At 71.9% G+C, this 13,976-nt stretch carries 12 protein-coding genes and 1 pseudogene; 2 read left to right on the plus strand and 11 right to left on the minus strand.

The annotated features are described in order from the left end of the window. A pseudogene (locus ABD339_RS24535) lies at positions 1-120 on the plus strand (DUF4232 domain-containing protein); the annotation flags it as partial. A 129-nt stretch (positions 121-249) separates the two neighbouring features. On the opposite strand, the gene ABD339_RS24540 reads toward ABD339_RS24535, so the two are convergent. The 5 genes from ABD339_RS24540 to ABD339_RS24560 form a co-directional block, all read right to left on the minus strand. Next, the gene (locus ABD339_RS24540) at positions 250-1,893 is read right to left on the minus strand and encodes an AlkA N-terminal domain-containing protein (protein ID WP_344568695.1); all 1,644 of its coding nucleotides are present in this window, start codon (positions 1,891-1,893) and stop codon (positions 250-252) included. Between the two features lie 38 nt (positions 1,894-1,931). Then, on the minus strand, positions 1,932-2,591 hold the full coding sequence (locus tag ABD339_RS24545) for a hypothetical protein (RefSeq protein ID WP_344568697.1): 660 nt from the start codon (positions 2,589-2,591) through the stop codon (positions 1,932-1,934). Between the two features lie 265 nt (positions 2,592-2,856). Next, positions 2,857-4,017 carry a ribosome small subunit-dependent GTPase A gene (rsgA, locus tag ABD339_RS24550; RefSeq protein WP_344568699.1) on the minus strand — a complete coding sequence of 387 codons (1,161 nt, stop codon included), beginning with the start codon at positions 4,015-4,017 and terminating at the stop codon, positions 2,857-2,859. A 390-nt stretch (positions 4,018-4,407) separates the two neighbouring features. Further along, positions 4,408-5,535 (minus strand): hypothetical protein, encoded by a 1,128-nt coding sequence (locus tag ABD339_RS24555; protein WP_344568701.1) that lies wholly within the window; start codon positions 5,533-5,535, stop codon positions 4,408-4,410. 380 nt (positions 5,536-5,915) lie between these two features. Further along, a complete protein-coding gene (locus ABD339_RS24560; RefSeq protein WP_344568702.1) occupies positions 5,916-7,547 on the minus strand; it encodes a hypothetical protein in 1,632 nt (543 codons plus the stop codon). Positions 7,548-8,033: 486 nt separating this feature from the next. Between ABD339_RS24560 and ABD339_RS24565 the strand changes: the two genes are divergently transcribed. Next, positions 8,034-9,896, plus strand: a complete 1,863-nt coding sequence (locus ABD339_RS24565) for an endonuclease/exonuclease/phosphatase family protein (RefSeq protein WP_344568703.1) — start codon at positions 8,034-8,036, stop codon at positions 9,894-9,896. Positions 9,897-9,963: 67 nt separating this feature from the next. Here the strand turns inward: ABD339_RS24565 and ABD339_RS24570 are convergent, their stop codons facing one another. The 6 genes from ABD339_RS24570 to sufU form a co-directional block, all read right to left on the minus strand. Further along, complete coding sequence (locus ABD339_RS24570; RefSeq protein ID WP_344568704.1) at positions 9,964-10,932, minus strand: EI24 domain-containing protein; 969 nt, start codon at positions 10,930-10,932, stop codon at positions 9,964-9,966. A gap of 114 nt (positions 10,933-11,046) precedes the next feature. After that, positions 11,047-12,033 (minus strand): 2,3,4,5-tetrahydropyridine-2,6-dicarboxylate N-succinyltransferase, encoded by a 987-nt coding sequence (dapD, locus tag ABD339_RS24575; RefSeq protein ID WP_344568705.1) that lies wholly within the window; start codon positions 12,031-12,033, stop codon positions 11,047-11,049. A gap of 116 nt (positions 12,034-12,149) precedes the next feature. Further along, entirely contained in the window at positions 12,150-12,695 is a 546-nt protein-coding gene (locus ABD339_RS24580) for a TetR/AcrR family transcriptional regulator (protein WP_344568706.1), read from the minus strand. Further along, positions 12,695-13,015 carry a DMT family transporter gene (locus tag ABD339_RS24585; protein ID WP_486388546.1) on the minus strand — a complete coding sequence of 107 codons (321 nt, stop codon included), beginning with the start codon at positions 13,013-13,015 and terminating at the stop codon, positions 12,695-12,697. The genes ABD339_RS24580 and ABD339_RS24585 overlap by 1 nt, the downstream gene beginning before the upstream one ends. Positions 13,016-13,179: 164 nt before the next feature. Further along, positions 13,180-13,509, minus strand: a complete 330-nt coding sequence (locus tag ABD339_RS24590; protein WP_344568707.1) for a metal-sulfur cluster assembly factor — start codon at positions 13,507-13,509, stop codon at positions 13,180-13,182. Next, positions 13,506-13,970: a Fe-S cluster assembly sulfur transfer protein SufU gene (sufU, locus tag ABD339_RS24595; protein ID WP_344568708.1), complete on the minus strand. Its 465-nt coding sequence runs from the start codon at positions 13,968-13,970 to the stop codon at positions 13,506-13,508. The genes ABD339_RS24590 and sufU overlap by 4 nt, the downstream gene beginning before the upstream one ends. Between the last annotated feature and the right edge of the window lie 6 nt (positions 13,971-13,976).

The raw sequence follows: 13,976 nt of genomic DNA on the forward strand, positions 1-13,976 counted from the left end.
CTCACCCCGCCCGACGAGACCACCCACGTCACCCTCAAGTGGCCCTACGGCGGCTCCCTCCTCGACCAGTCCGGCGCCACCCGCCCCGGCACCTTCGTCAACATCATCAGCGTCGGCTGACCACCACACACCACCCCGGCGCCGCCGGCGGTTCGTACGCCCCCGTCGTCCGCCGGCGGATCCGCCCGACATCCGTGGGCGGACCGGCCCTGGCCCAAGCCCCCCTGCCCGGGGCTGGGGTCAGGGCCTTCACACGTCTGCGGCTGCGGCCCTTGCCGCAGCCCGGGACGAACGCACCTTCTCCCCGGGGCGAGTGGCCTTCTGCGCCGAAGCGGTCTCCTCGGCCAAGGTGGTGGCGTGCCACAGGTGGTGCAGGGCGTAGGAGCGCCAGGGCCGCCACGACTCGGCCTGGCCCGCTTCCGCTCCGGCCAGCGCGAGGCCGTGCCGTACGCCCACATCGCCCGGCAGGAAGACGTCAGGGTCACCGAGGGCGCGCATGCGCATGTAGCCGGCCGTCCACGGGCCGATGCCGGGCAGATTCAGCAGCGCGTGCTCGGTCTCCTCACGGTCGGCACCCGGATCGAGCACCACCGTCCCGTCCGCCAGCGCCTCCGCGACGGTGCGGATCGTACGGCGGCGGCTGTCCGGCATGCCCAGTTCGCCCAGCGGGGCCTGGGCCAGCGCCCCGGCTTCGGGGAAGAGGTGGGTGAGCGTGCCGTCCGGTACCGCGAGCGGCTTGCCGTAGGCCGCGACGAGCTTCGCCGCCAGGGTGCGCGCCGCACCGACCGAGATCTGCTGCCCGAGCACGGCGCGTACCGCCAGTTCGTGCGCGTCGGCGGCGCCGGGCGAGCGCAGCCCGGGGGTACGGGCCAGCAGCGGACCGAGGGCGCTGTCGCCGCCGAGGCGTTCGGCCACCGCGTACGGGTCGGCGTCCAGGTCGAACAGCCGTCGCACCCGCTGGACGGCGGTGGTCAGATCGCGCAGGTCGCCCAGGTGCAGCCGGCACTCCAGCCAGCCCTCGCCGTCGCGCGCGTGACGTTCGTCGATCTCCGCGACGCCGCTGCCGTACGGCAGGTTCAGGGTGCGCCGGTAAGTGCGCGCGCCGGGTTCGCCGCGCATTTCCTCGACGCCGGGGACGACACGGCGCTCCAGGAAGCCGAACACCTGTCCCTTGGCGTACGGGCCCCGGTACGCGAGCCGCAGCGGCACCCCGCTGACAGCCGCTCCCCCGTGCTGCGCCGACTCCCGGGCCTCGGGGCGCCCCGCCGGGCCGTGCCCGCCGCGTGCGGATGCCTCGCGCAACGCGGTGGGGGTGCGGGCGTAGATGTCACGGACGGTGTCGTTGAACTGCCGCACGCTCGCGAACCCCGAGGCGAACGCGACCTCCGTGACCGGCAGCGGCGTCGTCTGGAGCAGCACCCGGGCCGTGTGCGCGCGCTGGGCGCGGGCGAGCGCGACGGGGCCGGCGCCCAGCTCGGCGGTGAGCTGACGCTGGACCTGGCGTGCGCTGTAGCCGAGCTTGCGGGCCAGCCCGGCGACGCCCTCGCGGTCCACGACGCCGTCGGAGATCATCCGCATCGCCCGGCCGACGAGGTCGGCCCGCACATTCCACTCCGCCGAGCCAGGTACGGCGTCGGGACGGCACCTGCGGCAGGCCCGGAAGCCCGCACCCTGGGCCGCGGCGGCCGTCGGGTAGAAGCGCACGTTCTCCCGCTTGGGGGTGACCGCCGGGCAGCTCGGGCGGCAATAGATCCCGGTGGTCGTCACGCCGAGGAAGAACACGCCGTCGAAGCGCGCGTCCCTGCTGCGTACGGCTTCATACCTGCTGTCTTCTGTCGTCACATTTCCCAGTGTGCGCCGTCGCCCGGCCCGGCTCTGGCGGGAATCGGACATCACCCTCCGGGGCCGTGGGCGAGCGCCGGGGGTGGGCGCTACGGGCAGGGGCGGGTGTCCGCCGGGCGCACCGCGTCCTCCGACAGGCGCTGGAGCAGTCCCCAGGTGAACTCCGCGACCAGATCGTGGAGTTGACCGTCCACATCGGGAGCCGTGCAGGCGAGCCGCTGGGCGTGCGGCCCAGCCGCCGGCTGGAAGCGCGCGGGCGTCGAACCGCCGCGCGCGGGCAGGGGAGGGAACGCGCGCGCGACCTCGTCCACCGTGCACGACCAGGGCACCAGGTCCTCGACGGTGCGCAGCCGCGGCGAGGGCGCGCCCGGCGCCCGTACGAGCCACTCGTTCCACGCCGCGCCGCCACCCGGCGCGCTCACCACCTCGAAGCGCAGCTCGGGCCAGAGCGGCAGGGCCCAGCTGAGCGCCTCGCAGCCGAGGTCGCCGACCCGGCGCCGCTCGGTGGCCTCGGGCGGACCGAGGACGGAGCGGTAGCGGGCGAGGGAGCCACGGCCGGCACCACGCGGGGAACGGACCATGGCCTGCCAGCGCTTGTTCGCCTCCCGCATCGTGCCGAGGCCGACGCCGAGCACGCGCAGGGCCTCTTCGACCCTGTTCCGCTGGAAGTCGGCCATCCTGCGCAGCAGCACGAGCTGGAACTCCAGCGGACCGAACGGCGCGGCGGGCGCGGGCACGGCCCTGCCCATCACAGGACCCGCGCCCGGTCACCGCCCGCGAGTGCCGTCGGCGGGGACGGCGACAGCGACGAGAACCGGACGTTCAACGCCCAAGGAAGCGGCCTCTGGGGCAGCCTCGGGAACAACCTCGGAAACATGAAGGGGACGGTACCAACCAGCACGTATCGCACCCGCGCTGACCGTTTCCCGCCCATACCGTCGGCGCCGGGGCGAGGGGCGGACCGACGCGGCCGGTCCGCCCCTCGCCCCCATCCCCTCCCCCACTCGCGGAGCGCTACCGCTTGCGGCGAGGACCGCGCTTGCGTTCCATCATGTGCCGGCCGAGCGCCTGCCGCTGCTTGAACATCTGACGCTGCTCGGCGCGCAGTCGCGCGTCGGTGCGGGCGGCCAGCCGAACGTTCTCGCGCAGCAGCTTGCGGTAGCTGTCGAGCCGCCGCTCGGGGAGAGTGCCGTCCTCCACGGCGGCCAGCACCGCGCAGCCGGGCTCGGCCTGGTGGGCGCAGTCCTGGAACCTGCAGTTCCGGGCCAGTTCCTCGATCTCCGAGAACGCCTGGCCCAGGCCCTCCTCCGCCTCCCACAGCCCCACGCCGCGCAGCCCGGGAGTGTCGATGAGCACGCCGCCGCCCGACGCCGCGGGCAGCGGCAGCAGGTTGCGGGTCGTCGTGGTGTGACGGCCCTTGCCGTCCCGGTCGCGAATGGCCTGGACAGTCTGCGCACCGTGCCCCAACAGGGCATTGGCGAGCGTCGATTTGCCCGCGCCCGACTGGCCGAGCAGCGCGGTGGTGCCGCCCGCGAGGACGGCGGCGAGAGCGTCGAGCCCGTCGCCGGTCTCGGCACTGACCGGCAGCACCCGCACGCCGGGCGCCGCGCTCTGCGCGTCGGCGAGCAGGTGGGCGACGGTGACCGCGTCGGGGACGAGGTCCGCCTTGGTGAGGACGAGCAGCGGCTGGGCGCCGCTGCTCCACGCCAGCGAGATGAACCGTTCGATGCGGCCCAGGTACAGGTCGCCGCCGAGCGGGACGGCGATCAGCGCGTGCTCGACATTGGCGGCCAGCACCTGGCCCTCGGAGCGCTTCGAGGACGTGGAGCGCACGAAGGCGCTGCGGCGCGGCAGCAGCGTCCGCACATATCGGGGGTCGCAGCCCGCGGGATCGAGGGCGGCCCAGTCCCCCGTGCACACGACCTTCATCGGATCGTGCGGCACGACGAACTCGGTGTCGGCGCGGACGATGCCCTCGGCGGTGACGATGTCGCACTGCCCGCGATCGACGCGGACGACCCGGCCGGGCAGCAGCCCACGCTCCGCGAACGGGCCGAACTCGGCCTCCCAGCCCGCGTCCCAGCCGTACGGGGTCAGCGGGTGCGAAGAGCCCGAAGAAGAGCCCGGGAGAGGGGAGGGAGAGGCAGAGGAGGAAGAAGAAAGAGAGGAAGACAAGGGGATGGCCCTTCACAAGGCGGCCCCGACCGACCGCACATTGCACCCGCGCGCACAGGGACGCGAAGGGACGGAACGGGTCAGCCGACGGCCACGGAGGTGGACTTGATGAACTTCCGGATGCGGGCAGCGCCCAGCTCAACAGTCATCGGTCAACACCTCCTGGTCTCTTTCAAGGGCCGCCAACAGCGGCGGCCGACGCACGAACACGAGTGACCGTAGCCACTTGCGGTGGGCCGCGCCACTGCTTTTCCGCCGCGAGGGTACCCGGCCCTCACCACGTCTGCTCATGTTCCGCGCGGGCCGGCTCGTGTACCACGTCCGGCCCGCGCTGCCGGGCGCCCTACCCGAGCGGATCAGCTCACTCGGGCTGGCACTCGGCCGTCCTGGTCACCCTGGGCCCATTTTCCGGCCGCTCTTCGCCTGGGAAGCGGGAAGGACGGCGGCCGGCGGCCTCGCCGTCGGGTTCTCAGTGGTGGAAGCGCCGCTGTTCTGGGTGTCCCTGCGTTGCACGAACTGTTGGGGCAACATGTCCCTCACGGACTGGGCGGTGCTGCCCTGGGAGTTGTTGCTGGGAAGGGTGGGCCGCATCGGCACCCCCTGCGGTACCTGGTGGAGACTCGGAGCCCCACTCCGGATCGTGCTCTCAGGGTTCGATCCGCTGAATCCCGTGTAATTCCTCGGCAGCGGCAGCGGCCGGTCAAGGTGGGATTGGGCTTCGACCTGTGAGTCATGGTCGTAGAAGTGCTTCCGCTTTTCTTCCTCGGTCTGCTTCTGTTCTACCCTCGTCGGGCCGGTCGACACAGCAGCGAAGCCGCCCAAGCCAGCTGTAATGGAATTAGCGATCGCATTATCGCCTCCGTCGACAGCGGCAGACACGGCTGCGGCGGCCCCGCCGACAAATCCCAAGACCGCCTTACGTCCATCCGCGAATGCCTCTCTGAGCCCTTCTTCCCTCGCGGTCACCAAGGCAGAGTGTCCGTAATGGCCCGCGTCCGAGAATTGCGCGGCGCCCATCAGGGCGTTGCCCGTGATTTTCAGACCCTTGCCGTAGGTTTCCTGGCCCGCCGCCTTCAGCGCTTCTCCTCCCGCCACCAGGGCGAAGGCAACGCACTTGATGGCCGTCGTGATCTCCGTTCGGTTCTGTCGGGCCAATGCGGCTGGCCGCGAGAAGATCTCGCTCACCTTCCAGTCACCGTTGCCGTCGGGAGTGGCCGTGAACTGGTTGCCGTGCTCGTCCCGGAAGTTCAGGGTGGGCGGGTTGTTCGCACTGTTACCTGTGCCGCCGCTGAACCCCGTTGCGGCACGGGTGGGCGGGTTGCTGTTGAGGGGGCCTGTGCCGCCGCTGAGTTCCGTTCCGGCACGGGCGGGTGAGCCGGGCCGGGAAGCCTCAGCGAGCTGGGCGACCTTTTCGACCGTTTGTTCGGGTAACTCAATGCTCCCCTCCGCCCAGTTGACCCGGATCTCATCTGTTTCCGGGACCGGCGTCAGGCGGCGCGCCTCGTCTCCTGCTTGCATTTCCGAGGTCCTCTCGTGTGGGGCGTGTGGGGCGTATGAAGTTCCGGTTGTCGAGGAGAACAACGGCTCGGATGCCCGAACGGTTCGAAACGGGCCCGAACGGGCACGCATTTCGCCTTTGCGGGCCTGGGAAACGGGCACGCCGCATCGACGCGGCGGGCACAAAGCGACCGGCGGCGGATTCCGCAGCGGCCCCTTCGTCCTCACAACCACCCGGGGCGGCGTAGCACACAGCTCCGCCCTCCCTCCGGTACACACCGGAAGGAGGGCGGCGGCGCGATGCAGCGCGGAGCGGAGTGAACCAACCCGACGCACCAACCCGCGTCAGCCCGGATCAGGCCGGATCCGCACATACCGTCGCGGGCCCGCACCGGAGGTGCTCAGCGGGAGCGGGCCTTGAAGGCGGCCTTGCGGGCGGCCTTGGCAACCTGCTTGTCGGGGTGCACCCGGCCCATCGCTTCCAGCACCTCTCCGGTCGCCGGGTGGTCGACGCGCCACGCCTTGTCGAAGAACCCCGCGTGCTGGTCCACCAGCCCGCGCACCAGATCCTGAAGCTCTTCCGGCTCGCCCGCTGTGGCGAGTTGCGCCGCGATCGTGTCCACGGTCAGCCAGAAGACCATGTCCTCGTCGGGCTGCGGCACGTCCGCGGCGCCGCGCTCCGCCAGCCACACCCGGGCCAGCCCGCCGAGCTGCCGGTCCTCCAGCACCTCGCGCAGCGCGGGCTCGGCTTCGGGTCCGGCCAGCGAGAGGGCCTGCTGGCACGCCAGTCGGCGTACGGGGCCCTCCTCGTCGCCGCCGCGCGCGGCGGCCAGCAGCTCGCGGGCCGCGTCCGCCGCCCCGTCGCCCTCGGCCCGGCCGGCGCGTTCGGCGAGCCAGGTCTCGATCTCGCTGCGCGCGTTGTCCTCGGTGTAGACGGGGAGTGCCGCGAGGAGTACGTCGGCGCCCGAGCCGGCCAGATCGCCGACGGCGGGCACCTCCAGACCGGCCTCCCGCATGCGCTCGCGCACCCCGTGCAACCCCAGCGGGGTCAGCCGCACCATGCCGTAGCGGGAGACGTCCTCATCGTCCAGCTCGCCGCCGAGCTGTTCGGCTTCCAGCGCCTCTTCGGCCTCGCCGGCCTCCCGGGTGAGCGCCTCGTCCACCGGCTGGTACTCCACCAATCCGGTCGGCTCCAGCATCCGGAACTGTTCGTCCAGCCGCATCATCGCCGTGGAGACCTCCTCCAGCACCTCGTCGGTGGGCTCGTCCATGCCCTCCGGGACGATCATCGAGGCGGCCAGGACCGGCAGCGGCACCATCGAGCCCGCGGCGACGGCCGCGTCCGTGGCGGTCAGCAGGTAGAGGTTGCCCAGGGCACTGTCGAGGAAGTCGGCCTCTTCTTCCGGATTCCAGTCCACGGCGTCGAGGTCGATGGAGTTCGGGTCGATCTCGCCGTCCTGGCCGATGGCGTTCTCGATGCCGCCGAGCAGTTCTTCGAAGCTGGGGGTCGCGGCGTCGGCGAGCACCGTCTCCAGACCGTCCTGCCACAGTTCGAGGATCTCGGCGGGGCTCGGGGTGCCCGCCTCGGCGGCGCCGCCGGTGAGTCCGGCCAGCTCTTCGTCCGGCGTGGCCATGCCGACCGGCTCGTCGCTGAAGGGCGAGGAGTCGTCGCCGGAGGGCACGGGGCTGTCGCTGGACGGGCCACCGCCCGCGCCTGCCGCTTCGTCGTCGGCGTCCTCGTCGATGATCAGCAGCCCGGTGTCCACCGCGAAGTTCCAGGCGTCGGCGGCGAGCGCGGGCGCGTCCTCGCCGTCCGCCAGGCCCAGGTGGGCCGCGGCCTGTTTGAGCTGCTCGGACAGCAGCTCGCCGCCCGCGCCGACCGGGATGCCCGCGCCCTCGGGCCCGCCCGCGCGCGCCCATCGGGTCAGCTCCACCGCGCGCGCCAGGAGGGGGGCGGCCAGCGCGTCCCGTGCCAGTTCGGCGTCAGAGGGCAGCCGTACGGGCGGCATGGTGGGACGGTCGTCACCGGTCATGTGCGCGTTCATCTCCTACGAGTCCTACGGGGTTACGGATTCAGGGGGATACGGGATTACGGGTTCAGGGGGTACGGGGTTGCGGGGCGGTGCAGGGCCCCAGCGTAGACGGGTTCTGTCCTCGGCTGCCCGAATCGTGCACCCGCCATGTAACAGGAGGGCGGCGGGGCGCCCCCCTGCGATGTCACGTTCTTGACAACTGCTGTTGGCCGACCAGACTTTACGCGCGTAGAGAATGCTGTCCGGCCGACCGGTGGCACCGGAGCGCGCGCCCCCCGAGGCACCGGCGCGGCCGACTTCACCCAGCGAGACCAGCCAGTTCCATCCCGCAGCCGACTCCACCAGGCTGTCGGGAGGACCAGCGGACCGCCGGCTCCGCCCCACCAGCACAGCCCCGCACCACTCAGTCAGCACAGCTCCACACCGCACCGCACCGCCAAGCACAGCCCCGCACCCGTTCAAGGGCCCGAACCCCGGAGGCTTTTCGTGCCGTCCCGATCGTCCCGACCTCTGCGTGCGGCGACACTCACCGTCGCCGCTGTCTGCTCCACCCTGCTGGTCCTGCCGTCGTCCGCAGGCGCCGACACCGGCAAGGCAATACGCATTCACGACATTCAGGGCAGCACTCGGCTGTCCCCCTATGCGGGCCGCCAGGTCACCGGCGTCCCCGGAATCGTCACGGGCGTGCGCGGCTTCGGCTCGGCGCGCGGCTTCTGGCTCCAGGACACCGACCCCGACGACAACCCGGCCACCAGCGAAGGGATCTTCGTCTACACGGGCAAGGAGAGCCCCGGCGTCGCCGTGGGGGACGCGCTGACGGCCTCCGGTGAGGTCGCCGAGTTCTACCCGGGCGGCAAGGAGGCCGGGGGCCAGTCCGTCACCCAGCTCACGGGCGCCACCTGGCGCTCCGCCCCGGCCGACGGCGGGCGCCGCGCCGAGTTGCCCGCCGCCTTCCGGCTGACCCCGCGCAGCATCCCGCGCACCTACGCCCCCGACGCCGGGGGCGGCAGCATCGAGAACCGCGCCCTGCGCCCGTCCCGCTACGCCCTGGACCGCTACGAGTCGCTGGAGGGCATGCGTGTCTCGGTGCGCGACGCGCGGGTCACGGGCCCGACCTCGGCCTATCACGACCTGTGGGTCACCGCCGACCCCCGCCAGCGCCCCACCCCGCGCGGCGGCACCCTCTACGGCTCGTACGGGGACCAGAACGGCGCCCGGATGAAGGTCTCCTCGCTCCTCCCGCTCGACGAGCACCCCTTCCCGAAGGCCGACGTGGGTGACGAGCTGGCCGGGAGCACCGAAGGGCCCCTGGACTACGAGCAGTTCGGCGGCTACACGCTGCGCGCCACCACCCTGGGCACCCACCGGGACCGGGATCTGAAGCGCGAGCGGACCAGGGCGCAGCGCGCGGACGAACTGGCGGTGGCCACCTACAACGTCGAGAACCTCTCCCCCAGGACCGACCCCGCCAAGTTCGACCGGCTGGCCGAAGGGCTGGTGACGAACCTGTCCTCGCCCGACATCGTCACCGTCGAGGAGGTCCAGGACAACACCGGTCCCGAGGACGACGGCACGGTCGCCGCCGACAAGACGCTCGACATGCTCACCGAGACGGTCCGCAAGGCGGGCGGCCCCTCCTACAAGTGGCGTCAGATCGATCCGGCGGACAAGCAGGACGGCGGCCAGCCCGGCGGCAACATCCGCGTCGCCTTCCTCTACAACCCCGAGCGGGTCTCCTTCACCGACCGGCCCGGCGGCGACGCGACCACGCCGGTCAAGGTCGTGGGGAGGAGCGGCAAGCCCGCCCTGTCGGCCTCACCGGGGCGCATCGCCCCGCAGGACGCGGCGTGGCAGGCCAGCCGCAAGCCGCTGGCCGGTGAGTTCCGCTTCCGGGGCCGCGAGGTGTTCGTCGTCGCCAACCACTTCAGCTCCAAGGGCGGTGGCGACCTGGACGGCGACCAGCCCATGGAGGGCCGCTTCCAACCCCCGGCCCGGCACTCGGAGCCGCAGCGCGTGGAGCAGGCTAAGCTCCTCAACTCCTTCGCGCGGGACGTGCGGGCCAAGGACCGGAACGCGCTGATCGTCGCGGGCGGCGACTTCAACGACTTCCCGTTCTCGCCCACCCTGGACGCGCTGCGCTCCGGCCACGCGCTGACCAGCCCCATGAACCGGCTGCCCGCGAACGAGCGCTACGGCTACGTCTTCAACGGCAACTCCCAGAGCCTGGATCACCTGCTGACCAGCCCGGCTGTGCGGCGCCCCGACTACGACATCGTCCACATCAACGCGGAGTTCGCCGACCAGTCCAGCGACCACGACCCGTCGGTCGTACGGATACCGCTGCGCTGAGCGGGAAACGGCGCCGCGTCCGGCGGCGGGGGTGTGACGCCCGGTGCAGGGCCACCGCCCCACGGTTCTATGGAGTCCCGCCGCCGGACGCGCGCGTGGCTCCGTAGGGGCCATCGGGCGGCGGACCGTACGGTCCTGGCTGCGGCGAGCCGTACGGGCCTCCCGGCGGCGGACCGTACCCCCCGGCAGGCGGACCCTGGGGTCCCGGCGCCTGCGGCCCCGGCGCCTGTCCGTACGGGGGCGGGACCGCCTGCCCGTACGCGGGTCCGTCCGGGGCGGGGGTGCGCGGGTCGGGGCCGTGTTCGCCCTGGAGGTCCCGGACGAGCAGCGCGGCGCCGGCGACCGCGCCCGGCATGAGGAAGACCGCGGCGACGGGCACCAGGAAGCACAGCACCAGCGGCACCCCGAAGCCGAGCGCGAGGGCCTTGCGGGTGCGCAGCGTCCGCAGCCGCTCCCGGACCGGGATGCCCCGGCGCTGCATCGCGACCGAAGACAGCTCAAGGGCGAGGAAGAAGCCGGAGACGCAGAACCCGAGGAGGGGGATGACCGTCTGGCCGACGAAGGGCACGAAGCCGAGCAGGAACAGCGGCACCGTGAACAGCAGCGTGCGCCACAGGACGAACAGGCTGTCGCGCAGCGAGATCCACAACTCCCGCCACAGCGGCAGGTCCTGGCCGGGCGGCAGCCCGCCCTCGCTCTCCTCGACCTTCTCCGACAGCTTCTCGTAGAAAGGATCGCCGACCAGCAGCGTGACGGCCGCGAAGGTGACGACCGACAGCATCAGCACGCCGCCCCACAGCAGCACGGCGAAGACCCCGCGCAGCGCCCCCCGCCAGGCCGGGCTCCAGCCGTCGGCGAAGGGCGTGGCCCAGGTGGCGATGTCGTCCGCCCAGAAGGCCAGCAGCGTGAGTGCGACGGCGTACAGGGCAAGGGTGACCAGTGCGGGCAGCAGTCCGAACCCGAACCACCGCCCGTGCTGGAACACCCACCGCTGGCCCCGCCCCAGATACCGCATGCCGGCCACAAGATCGCGCATGCCCGTCACCCTATGGCCTACGGGCATGCGCGAGGTCCCGGGGACGACCGGCCGGAACTCAGTTGTGACGGAGCGGCTGTGGCGGACCAGCCGTGATTGATCAGGTGGGGCTGGTCAGTTGTGGCTGTGCAGAGCCTCGTTCAGGCCGCCCCAGGAGCCGGTACGCGGGAGGGCCTCCACGGAGCCGGTCACGGAGTTGCGGCGGAAGAGCAGGTTGTTGGCGCCGGACAGCTCCAGGGCCTTGACGATCTTCCCGTCGGGCAGGGAGACGCGGGTGCCCGCCGTGACGTAGAGCCCGGCCTCCACCACGGAGTCGTCGCCCAGCGAGATGCCGACGCCCGCCTCGGCGCCGATCAGGCAGCGCTGTCCGATGGAGATGGTCTGCTTGCCGCCCCCGGAGAGCGTGCCCATGATCGACGCGCCGCCGCCCAGGTCCGTGCCGTCGCCCAGGACCACGCCCGCGCTGATGCGGCCCTCGACCATGGAGGTGCCCAGCGTGCCGGCGTTGAAATTGCAGAAGCCCTCGTGCATGACGGTGGTGCCCTCGGCCAGGTGTGCGCCCAGGCGTACCCGGTCGGCGTCGCCGATGCGCACGCCCTTGGGCATGACGTAGTCGGTCATGCGCGGGAACTTGTCCACGCTGGTGACGCTCAGGTGGGCGCCGGAGGCGCGGGCGGCGAGCCGCGTCCGCTCCAGGGAGTCCACGGCGACGGGCCCCAGGTTGGTCCAGGCCACGTTGGCCAGGAATCCGAACTGCCCCTCCAGGCTGAGCCCGTGCGGCCGGACCAGGCGGTGGCTGAGCAGGTGCAGGCGGAGGTAGACGTCGTGCGCGTCCAGCGGCTTGTCGTCCAGCGAGGCGATGACCGTACGGACGGCCACGATCTCGACCCCGCGCCGGGGGTCCTCGCCAAGGGCCTGCGGCGCGCTGGGGCCGATCAGTTCCGCGGCGCGCTCGGGGCTCAGCCGCTCGCTCCCGGCGGGTCCGGGCTCCGCGACGAGCGCGGGCTGCGGGAACCAGGTGTCCAGTACAACGCCGTCCGCGGCGACGGTGGCGAGCCCGGCGGCGACGGCGCCGGTGGGGGTGGTGGGTGCATCGGTCATGCCTCGAACGCTATCCGGACTCGCCCCGCGATGACGAACCGGTCCGCACTCCGCCGAGCGGTCCGGCCCCGGCGACCGGCGCGGGCCCCGCCACCGGCACGGGCCCCGCCCCCCGTTCACTGCTCGCCCGTCACCCGGGCGAGCGCCGAGCGGACCTCCTCGCGGTCGAAGTCCCGGTCGGTGAGCAGGAACTGCAACAGCAGTCCGTCGATCAGCGCGGCCAGCGCCCGCGCGGTGGGGAGGTCCCTGGTGTGCCGGGCCAGCACCGCGACCATGTCGTCCAGCCACTGGGCGGCGAGCGGCTGGAGCGGCGGGCGGCGCAGCGCGGCCAGGTACAGCTCGTACTCCAGCCGGATGCTGCCGCGTCTGCCCGAGGCGTACTCCTCCAGGACGGAGGTGATCCCGTCGGTGAGCGGCGTCTCGTCCTCCAGCGCTTCGCTCCAGATGTGGACGGCGGTCTGCGGTGCGCAGCTGACCTGCTCCAGCGCGGCGACCAGCAGGTCGTCGAGGCTCGCGAAGTGGTAGGTCGTGGAGCCCAGGGGCACGTCCGCCTCCGCAGCGACCGTGCGGTGGCTGAGCACGTCGATGCCCTTCAGCTCCACGATCCTGATCGCGGCGTCGATGATGCGCTGCCGCCGGTCGGGGTCGTACCGCCGTGCCATCAGTGCGCTCCGCCCAGGTTCAGCACCACGACTCCCGCGATCACCAGCAGCAGCCCGAGGATCTTCGACAGGGTGACGGCCTCGCCGATGAAGATCATGCCGATCAGCGCCACCGCCGCCGTCCCCGCGCCGGACCAGATCGCGTAGGCGGTGCCCACGGACATGGATTTCAGCGTATGCGCGAGCAGCAGGAACGCCACCACATACCCCACCCCGGTGAACAGCGAGGGCCACAGCTTGCTGAACCCGTCGCTGTACTTCATCGAGGTCGTCGCCAGAATCTCGGCGAAGATCGCTGCTCCGAGCGTCACATACACCATACGTACGAGCGTACACAGCACTGCGTACGGCCGTACACATAATGCTCTCCCCCGCCCCCGGGCACCAGGGGCGGCCGTGGACAGCGAAACGGCCCCGGCCACCGCATTCCGGCGGCCGGGGCCGTCTCACGTGCACGCCGCGACGGAGCGGCGAGCGGGAGCGCTCAGACGTTGAAACCCAGCGCCCGCAGCTGCTCGCGGCCGTCGTCGGTGATCTTGTCCGGGCCCCACGGGGGCATCCAGACCCAGTTGATCTTCAGCTCGTTGACGATGCCCTCGGTCGCGGACACGGCCTGGTCCTCGATGACGTCGGTCAGCGGACAGGCCGCCGAGGTGAGCGTCATATCGATGGTCGCGGTGTTCGCGTCATCGATGTGGATACCGTAGATCAGGCCGAGGTTGACGACGTCGATGCCCAGCTCCGGGTCGACGACGTCCATCAGCGCCTCGCGGACCTCATCCTCGCTCGCGGGCTTGGTGGTCGTCTCGGTCATGAGGTCGTCTCCTTGCTCGGCTCGCCGAATGCTTTCGCCGTAGCGTCCTTCCAGGCCATCCAGCTCAGCAGCGCGCACTTCACCCGCGCCGGGTACTTCGAGACCCCGGCGAACGCGACCGCGTCCTCCAGCAGGTCCTCCATGGCGTCATCGGGCTCCAGCTGCCCCCTGGACTGCATCAGCTCCAGGAAGCGCTCCTGGATCTGACGGGCCTCGCCCAGCTCCTTGCCGACCAGCAGTTCGTTGAGTACCGAGGCGCTGGCCTGGCTGATGGAGCAGCCCTGGCCCTCGTACGACACATCCTCGATCGTGTCGCCGTCATAGCGCACCCGCAGGGTGATCTCGTCCCCGCACGTCGGATTGACGTGGTGGACCTCGGCGTCGCCTGCACGCAGGCCACGTCCGTGCGGATGCTTGTAGTGGTCCAGGATCACTTCCTGGTACATGGAGTCCAGCTTCACCGACAG

Origin of the sequence: Streptomyces axinellae (assembly GCF_039532135.1) — a bacterium.
GTDB classification, from domain to species: Bacteria; Actinomycetota; Actinomycetes; order Streptomycetales; family Streptomycetaceae; genus Streptomyces; species Streptomyces axinellae.